This is a genomic window from Rhizobium sp. P1_E6, from assembly GCF_056405875.1.
This window is the reverse complement of the sequence record NZ_JBFUBG010000023.1, coordinates 1-14,629: the sequence shown is the minus strand read 5'-3', so window position 1 is coordinate 14,629 and position 14,629 is coordinate 1. Positions and strand designations below refer to the sequence as shown.

The 14,629-nt window shown below is 61.8% G+C and carries 10 protein-coding genes; 5 read left to right on the top strand and 5 right to left on the bottom strand.

Annotated features, from left to right (window positions below; all coding sequences use genetic code 11):
• Nucleotides 1-52: 52 nt before the first annotated feature.
• Entirely contained in the window at nt 53-3,334 is a 3,282-nt protein-coding gene (locus AC1D35_RS14255) for an autotransporter domain-containing protein (protein ID WP_477938758.1), read from the bottom strand.
• A 506-nt stretch (nt 3,335-3,840) separates the two neighbouring features.
• Between AC1D35_RS14255 and AC1D35_RS14250 the strand changes: the two genes are divergently transcribed.
• Both AC1D35_RS14250 and AC1D35_RS14245 read left to right on the top strand, forming a co-directional pair.
• The gene (locus AC1D35_RS14250; RefSeq protein WP_113307821.1) at nt 3,841-4,476 is read left to right on the top strand and encodes a LysE family translocator; all 636 of its coding nucleotides are present in this window, start codon (nt 3,841-3,843) and stop codon (nt 4,474-4,476) included.
• Between the two features lie 14 nt (nt 4,477-4,490).
• The gene (locus AC1D35_RS14245; protein ID WP_113307812.1) at nt 4,491-5,393 is read left to right on the top strand and encodes a dihydrodipicolinate synthase family protein; all 903 of its coding nucleotides are present in this window, start codon (nt 4,491-4,493) and stop codon (nt 5,391-5,393) included.
• 42 nt (nt 5,394-5,435) lie between these two features.
• On the opposite strand, the gene AC1D35_RS14240 is transcribed toward AC1D35_RS14245, so the two are convergent.
• Nucleotides 5,436-6,461, bottom strand: a complete 1,026-nt coding sequence (locus AC1D35_RS14240) for an AraC family transcriptional regulator (protein WP_113307811.1) — start codon at nt 6,459-6,461, stop codon at nt 5,436-5,438.
• 168 nt (nt 6,462-6,629) lie between these two features.
• On the opposite strand from AC1D35_RS14240, the gene AC1D35_RS14235 reads away from it, so the two are divergent.
• The gene (locus AC1D35_RS14235) at nt 6,630-7,400 is read left to right on the top strand and encodes an alpha/beta hydrolase (protein WP_113307810.1); all 771 of its coding nucleotides are present in this window, start codon (nt 6,630-6,632) and stop codon (nt 7,398-7,400) included.
• A gap of 84 nt (nt 7,401-7,484) precedes the next feature.
• Here AC1D35_RS14235 and AC1D35_RS14230 read toward each other — a convergent pair whose 3' ends face one another.
• The 3 genes from AC1D35_RS14230 to AC1D35_RS14220 are packed head-to-tail and all read right to left on the bottom strand — an operon-like array spanning nt 7,485 to nt 12,682.
• Nucleotides 7,485-10,526, bottom strand: a complete 3,042-nt coding sequence (locus AC1D35_RS14230; protein WP_113307809.1) for an efflux RND transporter permease subunit — start codon at nt 10,524-10,526, stop codon at nt 7,485-7,487.
• Between the two features lie 12 nt (nt 10,527-10,538).
• The gene (locus AC1D35_RS14225; protein ID WP_113307808.1) at nt 10,539-11,609 is read right to left on the bottom strand and encodes an efflux RND transporter periplasmic adaptor subunit; all 1,071 of its coding nucleotides are present in this window, start codon (nt 11,607-11,609) and stop codon (nt 10,539-10,541) included.
• A complete protein-coding gene (locus AC1D35_RS14220; protein WP_113307807.1) occupies nt 11,606-12,682 on the bottom strand; it encodes an efflux RND transporter periplasmic adaptor subunit in 1,077 nt (358 codons plus the stop codon). Before AC1D35_RS14220 ends, AC1D35_RS14225 begins: the two co-directional genes overlap by 4 nt.
• Before the next feature lie 103 nt (nt 12,683-12,785).
• On the opposite strand from AC1D35_RS14220, the gene AC1D35_RS14215 reads away from it, so the two are divergent.
• The gene (locus tag AC1D35_RS14215) at nt 12,786-13,403 is read left to right on the top strand and encodes a TetR/AcrR family transcriptional regulator (RefSeq protein ID WP_113307806.1); all 618 of its coding nucleotides are present in this window, start codon (nt 12,786-12,788) and stop codon (nt 13,401-13,403) included.
• A gap of 519 nt (nt 13,404-13,922) precedes the next feature.
• The coding region (locus tag AC1D35_RS14210) for an SDR family NAD(P)-dependent oxidoreductase (RefSeq protein WP_477938754.1) at nt 13,923-14,629 on the top strand (707 nt) is incomplete at its 3' end.

The window sequence follows — 14,629 nt, the reverse complement described above, 5'->3', positions numbered from 1 at the left end:
GTGAAAACTCATTTGATGAAAACTAATTCAGGAAGAATAATGCGGCAAGGCGTCAGAACCTGACGCCGAGATAGCCATTGATGCCGTTCTGGCTGGCGCCGGAACCAAACTGGCCGGTATAGGAGACGGCCAGGGCGGCGTTCGAGCCGAGATCGAAATTCACGCCGGCGTTGACCACGGCAACATTTTCCGCAAGCGGCGCACCGTTTACGTCAAACGAGCTGCCGCCCGAAAAGGCCATCTTCGTCTCTGGCTTGGTATCGCCATTGGCATGACGCAGGCTGACCGAGCCCTGCAGTCTTCCAACCGTTTCCTGCAGGTTGAACTCCGTTGCGGCTCTGAGACCGATTTCCGTGAAGATCGCCTGCTGGGTCGTGCCTTCGACGGAAAGCGCCGTTGCGCCTCCGTGTTCGGAGAAAGCGTCGTTGCGGAAATTCACATAGGCGAGATTGGCGAAGGGTTCCAGCATGACGGTTCCGATCGACTGCTGGTAGCTGATTTCGCCGAAGACCTGCGATGTCGAGGCGTTGTAGTCGGCGGTCAGCCGCTCGCTGAAGGTCGGGAGGAAGACCGAACGGGCGCTATCGATACTGTTCCATGTATGGGCAGCACCGAACCGAATGCCGACCGGACCGAGATTGGTGCCGGCATAGACGCCGAGATCGATCTGATCGGTGTCGCTTTTCGACGCCAGCGTATCGATGGAAACGGCCGTGCGGCCATATCCGCCGAACACGCCGACCCGCCAATCGTTGCCGAGCGTTCCGTCCGCGCCGACGATGATTCCGCCCGCGGAATGGTCCACGCCATAGGCATTGCCGTCGCTGTCCTTTTTCGTCCAGGCTCCGTAGCTCTTGTTCCAGATACCGAGCGCCTGCTCACGGCCGGCAGGGGTGTCCGCGCCGATTTCGGCTTCGGTCACGGCCCGATCGGTGACGCCCATTCTCGACCGCAGGCGATCGAATGCACCGTCGCGGACGATGTCGCTGTTGTCGAGCAGCGCACTGTAGGTCGATGCATGGATTTCCCCGCCCAGCTGGGCGAAAGACGTACGGGCGCTTTCCGCATCGAGCGATATGATCGCATCGTAGACGGTGGAGCCGAAGCCGAGGCTGTCGATACCGTAGGCCGCACCGCGCTGGTTTGACGTCGTCGCGACGTCGGCGAAGGCCGTAGCGTTGCGTTCCAGCCGCATCGTCAGGCTGTTGCCTCCATAGGTCAGACCGGGGTCCAGGAAGGCGAAGTTCGAGGTGATCGCATCGAAGGAGCCGGTGATGCCGGCGTTCGAAGTGAGAATGGAGTAGTTCGTGAGCGGCTTGTAGGTGGCGCCCGCCACGATATTGACGGCCGCACCCGCGGCAATCACCGTCTGGCCGGTGACGATGATCTGATCGGTCCTGCCGGTTTCGTCAATTTCGACGTCGTAGACGGAGCCCGACGCAAGGTTGAGATTGCCGGCGACGTGCAGCGTCCCGACCGAATTGCCAGGCGCAATCCTGCCGCCATTCGCGACGGCAAGGTTGCCGACAGTGCCGTTGCCGCCGAGTACGCCGCCGTCATAGACGGTGGTCATGCCCGATGTTGCGATGGAGCCGTTGACCGCAAGGCGTCCGCCCTTGACGCTGGTGTCACCGGTATAGGTATTGGTCGCCGTCAGATTGAGCGTGCCCTGGCCCGTCTTGGTCAGACTGCCTGCGCCCGAGATTGCCCGGTCCACGACAACGGCATTGGCCGTATTGGCGACATCGAGCGTGCCGCCGCCGGATTCCAGGACCACAGACCTGTCAAGTTTCTTCATTCCCGTGCCGGCGATGCGCAGCGCGCCATTATCGAGACGCAGGTTCGCCTCGGTGCCGCCGAGAGCCAGGTCCTCGTCGACGATAACGGTGCCGCCATCAGTAACCAATGTCTCGCCGATGAAACTGTGATCGTCGATGCAGTAGTCGATAATGGCCTGGGCAAAGCGCGGATCCTTGCTTTTGCAGTCGAGCAAGGTCTTCTTCTCGGCCTCGGTGAGGCCGGTCAGGATCGGCTTGCCGTCCRCATCGGAAACCTGGCCGAGATAGACGTCGCGGCGCATGTTGTTGCGCGACAGGTAGAATTCCTTGCCGTTACCGGCAAAGGTCGTGGCGTCCTTGCCCCATACGAGACGTGTCTTGTCGACCTGTGCACCGTTGACCGTCTGCTGATAGGTCTGCAGGCTCGGTCCGATCCATTTGAATTCATGGGCGACCGGATCATGGTCGGACAGGGGCGCCTTGGTGCCATCAGGCTTGGTCACATAGACGTCACGGATGACACCCAGATAGGGATCGTTGGGGTCATCTGCGATCGTGTACCACTTGCCGAACGGCCGTGAGGCCAGGAAGTGATCGATCTTCACCCGGTGCCAGCTGCCCCAGGTGTTCGTATCGTCCTCGCCCGCCGACGGCCAGGTTACGCTGCCGTCATTGAGTTCGTGGGGCTTGAACTGCTCCCTTTCGCGGTCGGTCTGGAGAAGCATGAACTGCTTCTTGAGGACATTCATCGTCTGCGGCGTGTTGCCGGCGACGGGATAGGTCTCGTCCTCGAAAAGGCCGGAGGGAATGGTCGCCGCATCGATCGCCGCGTCGTTCTTCGGGCTCCAGTCGGCGATGAATTTGTCCAGCGCCGTCTTGTCCTTGGCATATTGCTGGAGCAGGCTGTAATAGAAGGAGTTGGCGTTTTTCGTATAGATGCGCAGCAGCAATTCCTGCTGGCTCTTCGAATGCAGGCCGCGCTCCGATACGTCGCCGGCATTGAAATCGCCGCTCACGATCACCGGATTGGCTGAAGACTTCGCCCAGGCGTTCAGGGCCTTGGCTTCCTTGACGCGCTGGTCTGCCTTGTCGGCGTAATCGAAGTGAACCGTTCCGACTGTCGTCACCGGCCGTCCGGCCTCGCCGTCGAGAACCTGATAGTTCACGTAGCGTCCCTGGGAGCTGAGACCCGGAGCGGTATAGGTGCCATAGGTGCCGGGAAGTCGCGAGATCACGCCGACGTCACCGATCAATTGGCCACTATAGGTTCCAAGCCCCGCATTCTGCAGCATGCCGGGAATGTCGGAGACGTATCTGCTGCCGTTGGCTTCCTGAAACATCAGCACGTCCCAGTTACCCGCGACCATGAAATCCCTGGTCAGTGCAGGCGTCTGCTTGAACTGGTTCCAGATATTCAGCGACAGCAGCCGAAGGGTGCCATCGCCTGCATGAGCCGAACCGGCAACCAATATGGATAGGGCTGCACCCGATAGCAGGCGAACTGTCAGTTCACGCCTCTTGGTAACAGGCCTCGAAATTGCATTTTGGATAAACACGTCACACCCCGCTGAAATAAGAATTCCACACGAGTGCGAGAAGCCGAAAAATCTCCCAACACCGTGCGGCGATTAACGGGACGTCATCTTTCATACTTCAATGTCAGTTTTTTTACATTTTGGGCCGGACAATCATTTTGCAGGCTAGTGGCTTGGTGCAAAATTGGAGTTGGCCGGTGGAAGGCGCCATTCCATCGTGTGAGCCTGGAGCACCATTTGCGCGTCCATCCGGACGCATAAAAATCGACATAATGATTTGAATCTCCACATCAATCTTTCCGAAAATCAATTGCGGTTTCGGGCCGGCGCTGATCGCGCCTGTCGATGCCGGGTAATGTCACGGAGACAAGTTTTCGTTGGGATATGGTGCGACCTGGCTTCGCACCATCTTTTCACGGCCGGTTTCCCGGCGCATTCTCGAAGCCGTCATCGCTTGCGTGATGTGGCTGATCGCGTTCAAGCTCCTGAACGGCATGTGCGGCTGCATACCTCTCAGGGAAATCAGAATGTCATTCGATCCGCATCATCTCGCGCTTGTCTTCACCGCCTATATCATCGCCGCAGCCAGCCCAGGCCCCAGCAACATGCGCATCATGGGCGTGGCCATGCATCAGGGTCGCCAGTCGGCGCTGATGATCGCCGCAGGTGTCGTCAGCGGCTCGCTCTTCTGGGGCTCGATGGCGGCGACCGGGGTTTCTGCCATTCTTGCCCAATATGTCCAGGCGCTCATCATCCTGAAGGTCTTCGGCGGTCTCTACCTGCTGTTCCTTGCCTACAAGGCCGGCAAATCGGCCATGACCTCCGATGAGAAGCAGGGCAGGGCGATCGATGCCATCAGGCCGGCCTCTGGGTTCAGCCTCTATCGCCGCGGCCTGCTCATGCATCTGACCAACCCGAAAGCCCTGCTCGGCTGGATCGCGACCATGACGCTCGGCCTCGGCCCCGGCGCGACGCCGACGACCGTCGCCATCATCCTTGCGGGCTGCGCCATTCTCAGCGTCACGATCTTCTGCGGCTATGCGCTGGTCTTTTCCACTGCGCCGATGATCCGCATGTATCGCCACGCGCGGCGCTGGATCGAGGGCACGCTGGCGCTCGTCTTCGGTGCGGCGGGCATGAAACTCCTGCTGTCACGCGCATAGAAGGGACGTTGTCGATGCCGCTTTTCCACGGTCTTTCCGCCTTTCCGATCACGCCGACTGATGCCTCCGGCATCCCCGATACCGGCGCGCTCGCCGCGCTGCTGACCCGGATTCAGGCCGCCGGCGCCGATTCCATCGGGCTGCTCGGCAGCACCGGCGCTTATGCCTTCCTGTCGCGCGACCAGCGACGCCGCGCGGTGGATACGGCCATGTCTGCCGTCGGCGGCAAGATCCCCGTCATCGTCGGCGTCGGGGCGCTCAGGACGGATGAAGCGCAGGCGCTGGCCGATGATGCGCGGGCGCTCGGGGCGGATGGCCTGCTGCTGGCGCCGGTCTCCTATACGCCGCTGACGGACAATGAGGTCTACGAGCATTTCGCTGCCGTGGCCGATGTCGGGCAGCTGCCGCTCTGCATCTACAACAATCCGGGCACGACGAAATTCACCTTCAGCACCGAGCTGATCGCCCGGCTCGCCAAGCTCGGCACCGTCAAAGCGGTGAAGATGCCGCTGCCTGCCAATGGCGATATCGCAGCCGAGATCGCAAGTCTCCGTTCGGTGACGCCCGATGATTTCGCGGTCGGTTATAGTGGCGACTGGGGTGCAGCGGATGCGCTTCTTGCAGGCGCCGATGGCTGGTATAGCGTTGCCGGCGGACTGTTGCCCGCCGAGGCACTGAAGCTGACGAGGGCCGCTCAGGTAGGCGACGCGAGCGAGGCAAGACGCATCGACGATGCCTTCGCGCCGCTCTGGGCGCTGTTCAAGGAATTCGGCAGTTTCCGCGTCATGTTTACGATTGCCGATCTCATCGGCCTCGGCCGGTTTACGCCGCCGCGCCCGGTGCTCGGCCTTCCGGAGCAGGCGCGTGAGCGGGTGCGTGAAGCGCTTGCAAACCTCGGCGCCGCAGTCGGCCGCTAGGGCCAGGACCTCGGTAACGGAGCCGGAAGATGAGCCCTCAACCTAGCTGTCAGACTGAACCTGGCTCGGTTGCAACTCCGGCGGAGTGGCCAGCCTGGCATGCACTGGAGCAATGCCGAACTGTGCTTTGAAGGCCCTGCTGAATGCCGCGTCGGAATCGTAACCGACCTGTCGCGCCACGTCGCTGACCCTTGAATCGGCCTGGCGCAGCAGGTTGAGCGCAAGGGTCAGCCGCCACCGGCTCTGATAGGAAAGCGGCGCTTCCTTGACCAGCGCGGAGAAGCGTTCGGCAAAGCTCGAGCGCGACATGCCCGCCACATGCGCAAGCTCGACCACGCTCCAGCGCCGGAATGGCTCGTCGTGGATGGCTTTCAGGGCGCGGCTGATGCGCGGATCGGCCAGCGCGCCCAGCCAGCCGGTATCGCCGGCCTTTTCCGTCTGCACCCAGGTGCGCAGGATCCGGATGACCAGCACGTCGATGAGCCGCGAGATCATGATCGACGAGCCGGGATGGACCTCCTGCGCCTCGACCATCATGAAATGAGCGAGACCCTCCGCCCAGCTTGCCGTCTGGCCTCCCGCCTTCGGGATGTGGATCACGGCCGGCAGCGACGAGACGACCCAGGGCATGGACTCGTTCTCGAAATGAAAAGCGCCCGCGATAAGTTTGGTTCGGGCGCCATCGCCACCGTGGCGCACGCTCAGCCGCTCGGTCGTGAACTGCTCGCCCATCAGTTGGCTCACCGGCGCCGCGGCTGAACCGCCGCCGTCGCTCAGGATATGCCCCACGCCGCGCAGCAGCATGACCAGATCACCGGTCACGGCGCGGATCGGTGGTCCGTCGGCAGCCAGAACTGTCAGCTCGCCCTCGAGAACGACGAAAAAATAGGCCGATCCGGGCTCGAAGCGCAACGCCCAAGGTTGTGTCAGCTCCGCCGCGAACACCAGCTCTCCCTCAAGCCTGATCAGCGTCAGTATCTGCGACAGGAGATCGACCCGGGCCGCAAGCATGCTCGCATTTCCGGACGATGGAGCATGACTTGCGGGGTTCGGGTCATGGCGCCTCATCGCTTCAGATCCTATGTTTTGGGTGTGTTCAGCGAATAAAATCCTGAACATACAGATGCTTATGAAAAAATGAGCGGATGGTTCTGACAGGCCTGCCGATGGCCAGGATATTGCAGATTATCCGGACTGAAATCAACCCCGCAGTAAATGCAACCAAATGAGCCCCCAATGAAAAACCTCATTTTCTCCGCCCTGATGCTGTCCACCGCTGTTTTCGGTGCTGCGCCGGCTTCCGCCCAGCCGACGCTTCCCGCCGGCGTCGTCAAGAATATCGTGCTGGTTCACGGCGCCTTCGTCGACGAGACGAGCTGGAATGGCGTCGCCGCCATTCTGACGGCCAAAGGCTACAAGGTGACCGCCGTCAGGAATCCGCTGACCTCGCTTGCCGACGATGTCGCCGCCACGAATGCGGCACTCGATGCGCAGGATGGACCGACCGTTCTCGTCGGTCATTCCTGGGCTGGCGTGGTGATCGGCGAAGCCGGCATCAATGCCAAGGTGTCGTCCCTGGTCTATGTCTCGGCCTTCGCGCCTGACAAGGGTGAAACGGTTTCGGCGCTGGCGGCAAGCGGACCGGCGACCGCCGGCGTCAAGGCCATCCGGGCCGACGGCAGGGGCTATCTGACCATCGATCCGGCAGTATTCCCAAGCGCCGTGGCAGGCGACTTGCCCAAGAATATCGGCGAGTATCTGGCCACCCATCAGATGCCGCTCAATCACACCGCCTTCGACGAGGTCACCAAGATCGCCGCATGGCATGTCAAGCCGAGCTGGTACGTTCTCAGTGCACAGGATCAACTCCTCGATCCGCACGCTCAGACCTTCTTTGCCGAACGGATGAAGGCCAAGGTCACGACCGTCGACGGCAGCCATGCCTCGCTGGCGTCGCACGCCGAAGAGGTGGCGGCGGTCATCGAATCCGCTGCGGGCGCGAAATAGGCCCACCGCAATGCGACGCTATCGGTTTCCGCGTGGTAACCGATAGGTGGCCCGCCCGGAGTGATCCGGACGGGCCTGATGTTGTCAGGCTTCGCGGGGTATTCGGAACCAGGCAACATACAGAGCAGGCAGGAAGAGCAGCGTCAGGACCGTGCCGACGACAATGCCGCCCATCATCGCGTAGGCCATCGGCCCCCAGAATATCTCCCTGGAGATCGGGATCAGCGCGAGCGTCGCTGCGGCCGCCGTCAGCATGATCGGGCGCATTCGATGCTCCGTCGCTTCGATGACGGCTTGCCAGGGTGGCATGCCCTCGCTTCGAAGGTGTTCGATCTGGACGATGAGGATCACCGAGTTGCGGATCAGGATGCCGATCAGCGCCAGGACACCGAGGATGGCGACGAACCCCATGGGCGAATTACTGAAGAGCAGCGCTGCAACAACGCCGATCAGCGCGGTGGGGGCAACGGCGAACACCAGAAACAGCCTGCTGAAACTCTGCAGCTGGATCATCAGGATCGTCGCCATGACGAACAGCATCAGCGGCGCTACCGCCACGATCGGCCCCTGCGCTTTCGCGCTTTCCTCGACCGAGCCGCCATCGACGACGCGGTAGCCGCTCGGAAGGCCGTTGCGGAACTCGTCGACCTTCGGCTGCAGTTCGGTGACGATCGTCGCCGGTTGCGTCGGTCCTATGACCGCAGCCTTGAGGGTGATGGTCGGCGTGCGCGTGCGCCGCCATATCGTCGGCTGCTCGAGCTCGTAGTGGAATTTCGCAACCGCGGACAAGGGCACGGAGTTGCCGTTGGAGCCGGCAAGCTGAAGGTTCTGCAGCGTCTCGATCGACCCTCGCTCCGAGGTCTGGGCGCGGCCGATGACATCGACGAGGTAGATGTCGTCGCGGATCTGCGTGGCCGCCGATCCCTCGACGATGCTGTTGAGCGCCGTTGCGATATCCTGCGACGAGACGCCCAGCTGACGTGCCTTGTCCTGGAGTACATCGACCTTGACCACGCGCGATGGTTCGTTCCAGTCGAAGGTCATGTTGGACAGCAGCGGATTCTGCCCGACGATGCCGGCAAGCTGGTGAGAGAGATCACGGACCTTCTGAATGTCAGGCCCGCTGACGCGATATTGCACGGGCTTGCCGACCGGCGGGCCGATGTCGAGCAGCTTTACGAAGGCGTCGGTGCCGGGGAAGGTCTTCGTCAGATAGGCCTGCAGCTCTTCCTTGACCTTGTCGCGGACGTCGAGCCCCTTGGTGACGATCACGGTCTGGCCGAACGAGACATCGGGCGTCTGCACATCGAAGGACAGGATGAAGCGGGGAGCGCCCTGGCCGACATAGCTCGTCCAGTGGTCGATATCCCCGTTGTTGGCCAGCATCTCGCTTTCGAACCTGGCCATCTGCTTGTTCGTTTCCGAAATCGAGCTGTTCTGCGGCAGGTTCCAGTCGACGATCAGTTCGGGCCGGTCGGAGGAGGGGAAGAACTGTTGTTGCACCAGGCTCATGCCGCCGATGGAAAGAGCGAAGGTTGCCACGGTCGCGCCGATGGTTATCCAGCGCCAGCGCATGGCCACGCTGAGCAGCCACGCAAAGGCCCGTGCAAAACGGCCTTTCTGGTCATGATGCGATTTCATGGTCTTCGGAAGGATGGTCACGCCGAGCAGCGGCGTGAACAGGACCGCGACGACCCATGACACCAGCAGCGAGACGGCGATGACCACGAAAAGGGTGAAGGTAAATTCGCCGGCGGCGCTAGAGTTGAGGCCGACGGGGATGAAGCCCGCGACCGTCACCAGCGTACCTGTCAGCATCGGGAAGGCGGTCGAGGTATAGACATATGTCGCCGCTTTTCGGAGGTCATCGCCGACCTCCAGGCGGGCCACCATCATYTCCACGGCAATCATCGCGTCATCGACCAGAAGACCGAGGGCGATGATCAGCGCGCCCAGCGAAATACGCTGCATCGAAATACCCGAGTAGGCCATGACGAGGAAGGTGATCGCCAGCACGAGCGGAATGGAGATGGCAACCACGAGCCCCGCGCGAACACCGAGGCTGATGAAGCTGATCGCAAGCACGATGACGATCGCCTCGAACAGCGCACGCGTGAAGCCCGACACGGCCTCATCCACGACGGCAGGCTGATCGGAGACGCGCTCGACGTCTACGCCGATCGGAAGGTCTGCCGTGACCTGCTCGATCTCCTTGTCGAGCGCTTCGCCGAATTCAAGCAGGTTTGCGCCTGATTTCATGCCGATGGCGAGCCCGATGGCCGGCTGGCCGTTATACCGGAACAGCGAGGAGGGCGGATCGACATAGCCGCGCTTGATCGTCGCGACATCGGTCAGCGGAAAGAAGCGATCGTTGACACGAAGATTGATCGATTTCAGGCTTTCCTCCGAGGTGAACTGGCCGCTCACCCGCAAGGCGATGCGCTCGGGACCGGCGTCGACGAAGCCCGACTGTGTGACGGCATTCTGCGCCTGCAGTGTCTCGATCACCGATTGCTGGTTAAGCCCGAGTGCTGCGATCTTGCGCGTGGAGAATTCGAGATAGATCGCCTCGTCCTGCGCGCCGATAACATCCACCTTGCCGACATTTTGAACCGTCAGCACTTTTGCGCGCGCGTCCTCGACGAGATCGCGAAGCTGGCGCTGTGTCAGCCCGTCGCTGGTGAAGGCGTAGATATTGCCGAAGACATCGCCGAAGCGATCGTTGAAGAACGGCCCGATAACGCCGCTCGGGAAATCTCCCTTGATGTCGCCGATCATGTTGCGCACGCGCACCCAGATGGCATTCACATCTTTGGCCTTGGTCGTCGGCAGGAGTTCCACGAAGATCGTCGTCTGCCCGGCAACCGTCTCGCTGCGGGTGAAATCGAGCGATTCCAGTTCCTCGAGCTTCTTTTCGACGCGGTCGGTGACCTGTTTCGTCACTTCCTCGGCAGACGCGCCAGGCCATTGCACCTGGATGATCATGGTCTTGATGGTGAAATTGGGATCTTCTTCGCGGCCGAGACCGATATAGGAAAAGGCGCCGGCCAGAATGAAGACGATCATGAAGTACCAGACGAGCGAACGATGTTCGAGCGCCCAGTCGGACAGGTTGAATTTTTTCACGGGGATTATTCCTCAGTCTACTCTGACGGCCTGGCCATCGACAAGCTTGTGAACACCGGCGACGACGACGCGATCGCCCGGGCTGACGCCCTCGGCGATGCGGACGGAGCCTCCCTCGACGATGTCTCCAACGATCCTGATCGGGCGTATGGAAACTTTGGCGGCGGCGGTATCGACCACCCAAACGTTCGGCTTTCCATCCTTCGTCAGGATGGAGGAGGAGGGGAGCAGGATCATCGGCTCAGCATGGACGGTTGCGGTTGCCGTGACGACCGAGCCCAGGCGAAAGGCTGGCGGCGGATCGACGAGCGTTATCTTCGTGCGCCGCGTGCGCGTCGTCGCCTCGGCTTCCGGCGCGATCTCCCTGACCGTGCCGCTCGTGCGGATGGTCGGGTCCAGCTGGAGGGCGACCTCGAAGGGCGATCCCACCTTGAGACCATCGAAGCTTGCGACCGGTATGTCGATCACTGCATCGCTCTGTTCGGGGCGGGCGATGGTGGCGATGCTCTGGCCGGCGGCCACGACCTGACCCACTTCGGCCGAAGTCGCCGTCACGACGCCGTCGAATTCCGCCCTGAGCTGCGTGTATCCAAGCTGCTCTTCGGCCTTGTCCAGATTGGCCTGCGCCTTGGCGACCGCAGCTATGGCGCTCTTGCGCCCGAGTTCGGCCTCTTCATAGGCTGCTTCACTGCCCGATCGGCTCGCGAGCAGGGAGCGCTGGCGTTCTTCTGACGATGCGGCATTCGCCAACTGCGCCTGGGCATTCGAAAGCTCGGACTGCGAGCTCTTGACCGCAAGCTCCAGCGCCAGCGGATCGATGGCAGCAATGACATCGCCCTTCCTGACGACATCGCCGACGCTGACCTTGCGCGCTATGACCCGTCCGAGGACGCGGAATGCAAGCTGGGTCTCGATCCTGGCCTGGACCGTGCCCGGCAGGGTCAGTGCGGAGGCCGCGGTCGGCTTGACGACGACGGAAAGGACGGGACGCGGCGGCTGCTCATGCGCTTCCTCCTGCTTCTGGCAGGAAGCCAGCAGCAGTGACCCGAGGATCGCAAGGCCGGCTGTAATACGGATCTTCATTCTGCGGCTCCCTTGCCGTATGCGACGACTTCGCCCGATCGCAGGAATTTCGTGCCGTCGACGACGACGATGTCTCCCGGGGAGACACCCGCGCGCACCGCGAAACGGCCGGTCTCATAATCGGAGACATCGACCGGATGCAGCGACACGCTCGAGGAGGCGGGGTCGACGATCCAGACGGCCGGCTGGCCGCTCTTGGAGGCCATTGCCGACCACGGCAATTCGATCGCGTTCTGCGCCTTGGAGCGGAAGGAGCCGACGACAGGCGCGCCAAGCTGCATGTCGGGCGTCGCTTCGAGGCCCACCTTGACCCTGATCGTTCCGGTCGACGGGTCGATCGTGGGTGAGATTTCGCGCACGGAAGCTTCTATCTTGTGCGATGGCGCCGAGAGGGAGCTGACGGCGACCGTGTTTTCAAGGTTTCGGCCGAGATAAAGGGACTCGAAGACGTTGAAGACGGCGTCGCGCGGTCCATCATGCGCAAGCGTGAAGATGAGTTGCGCCGCTTGCGCGACCTGGCCAACCTCGGCGTTTCTGGCGGTGATGACGCCATCGGCATCGGCGCGCAGTTCCGTGTAGGAGAGCGCGTCCTGTGCCGTATCGAGCTGAGCCTGCGCGAGTTTCACGCTGCCCTGGGCGGTCAGCAGCGCTTCCTGCGCCTGATCGAGTGCCGCCCGGGTCGCAACCTGCGTCCTGAAGAGGTTCTGCTGCCGGTCGAATGCCAGCTGGGCTTGCGTCTGCTGAGCCACTGCCGACTGCAGGTTCGCGGTGGCGACGCCGAGATCGGCCTTCTGCTCTTCGGCGTCCATGCGCGCCAGCACCTGTCCCGCCTTCACCGACGATCCGACATCGACGAAACGCTCGACGATGCGCCCGCTGACCCTGAAGGAAAGGTCGCTTTCGACGCGGGCGCTGACCTCGCCGGTGATGGCGTTGCTTTCGACTGTTGGCGTGACCTTGGCCACGACAGTCTCCACATTTCTGGGCTTTGCCTCACTCGCGCTTTGCTCATCGCATGAGGCGAGCGCGACTGCGCTGACGCCCAGCCAGGCGGCAACAAGGACAGTTTTCATGATTTACCTCTTGCATCGGTTCGGCAGACGAATAATATTGACTAACCCATCAGTCAATGAAAATTTCTTGACGCTTGACCACGAAAAACGCTCAAGGTGAGCCATGCTAGATACGAAGAAACTGACGCGTGCCGAGCAGAAGGCCCGCCGGCCCATAGAGATCCTGGATGCGGCGTTCGAAGAGTTCGTCGAGCGCGGCTATGTCGCGACGCGTGTCGAAGACATTGCCAGCAGGGTCGGGGTCACGAAGGGAACCGTCTATGTTTACTTCGAGACCAAGGAGCAGCTTTTCGAAGCGATGATCCGGCACATTTCAGTGCCCCTGGAAGGTCTTCTGGCGAGGGTAAATCAACAGAAGGGCACCGCCGTGGAGCGGCTCCAGAAGACGATCGAGCAGATCTACGATCTCATGATCAGCGATCGCCGATTGCGCGAGATGATGCGGTTCGTCATCGCCGAAGGCTTGCGCTTCCCCCAGATCGTCGACAGGCACCACGAGACATTCATCGATCCTCTCGACGGGCAATTGCAGTCCATTATCGATGACGGCGTAAGGCTCGGCGAGTTCCGATCGGGACCGGCTGCGTTCTCCGATGCCGTCGTGGCGCCGGCCATCACCTTCCTGTTCTTCAAGCTGCTCTTCGACGAGCGGCGAGTTCTCGACAAGACCGCCTATGTGAAAGCGCATATCGATCTCGTCCTCCACGGGTTGTTGGCCTGATCGGCACCGTGGCTGGTGGGCCAATGCGGCATCTTCAGGGTGAAAAACCCCTCCCCAACCCCTCCCCACAAGGGGGAGGGGCTGACCTGCCGCCCTGGCTTTCCAGAATTCTGATGTTTCGGAAGAAGCGGGGCGGTGCTCCGGTTTAGTCCCTCCCCCTTGTGGGGAGGGGTTGGGGAGGGGTCTTTGGTTCAGTAGAGACCGGGCTGATCTCTGACAGAATGAACCGGCTTCAAAATATCATTTACCGCGCACGACGCTGACGGTGGCTAAAAGCCTTTGCCGAGCGCACAGCCACCCGTCTCTTCCCATCGTGAAACCTTTCGATTTGTAATCCGCCGTCATGACCGGCGCGGAAATCCATTCGCAATCGATCACCCTCGAATTTCGGTCGAGCCAGACTTTTGGACACTGGCCCCCACAAATCGCAAATGGCTATGACTCTTTTCGCCTCGTTGGAACGTCGTTGTTGCGACCGTCGTCGAGCGGTCGGAACCCGACCCGAATGAGGACTGAGAGATGGATCTGGAAGGAAAGCGAATTGTGGTCGTCGGCGGGAGCCGCGGCCTGGGGAGGGGGCTCGCCGAGGCATTCGTGGCTCGCGCGGCCGAAGTCACCGTCGTCGCCCGAAACGCTGATGCCGCGCAGGGGTCAGGCGAGCAATCGACCGTCACCGCCATATCGGCTGATGCAACCGATGTCGACGCGGCGTGGCGGATCATGGAGCAGACGCGACCTGATGTCGTCATCATGAATGCCGGTGCGGAACCGCCCATGGAACGGATCGACAGGATTGGCTGGGAGGCATTCACGGCCAACTGGAATGTGGACGTCAAGGCAGCGCTGCATTGGGTGCAGGCTGCTCTGACCCTGCCGATGGCGCCGGGCGGGCTTGTCGTCCTGGTCTCCAGCGGAGCCGCCGTGCAAGGGTCGCCGCTATCGGGCGGTTATGCGGGTGCCAAGCGCGCGCAGTGGTTCATTGCAAAATATGCCGAGGGCCTGTCGGCGCAACTCAGTCTGGGTCTGCGCTTCCGGGTCATCGTTCCCCGGCAGATGTTTGCCGGAACCGGTGTGGGCGATACCGGCATCGGTGCCTATGCTGCGGCGGCGGGTCGGACATTTGCCGAACAGGCCGCCACCTGGCCGGACATGACGCCGTGGGCTTTTGGCGATATGGTCGCCGACCTGATCGGCAGGACTGCTCTCGCCGAGGCCATGGTCTACGC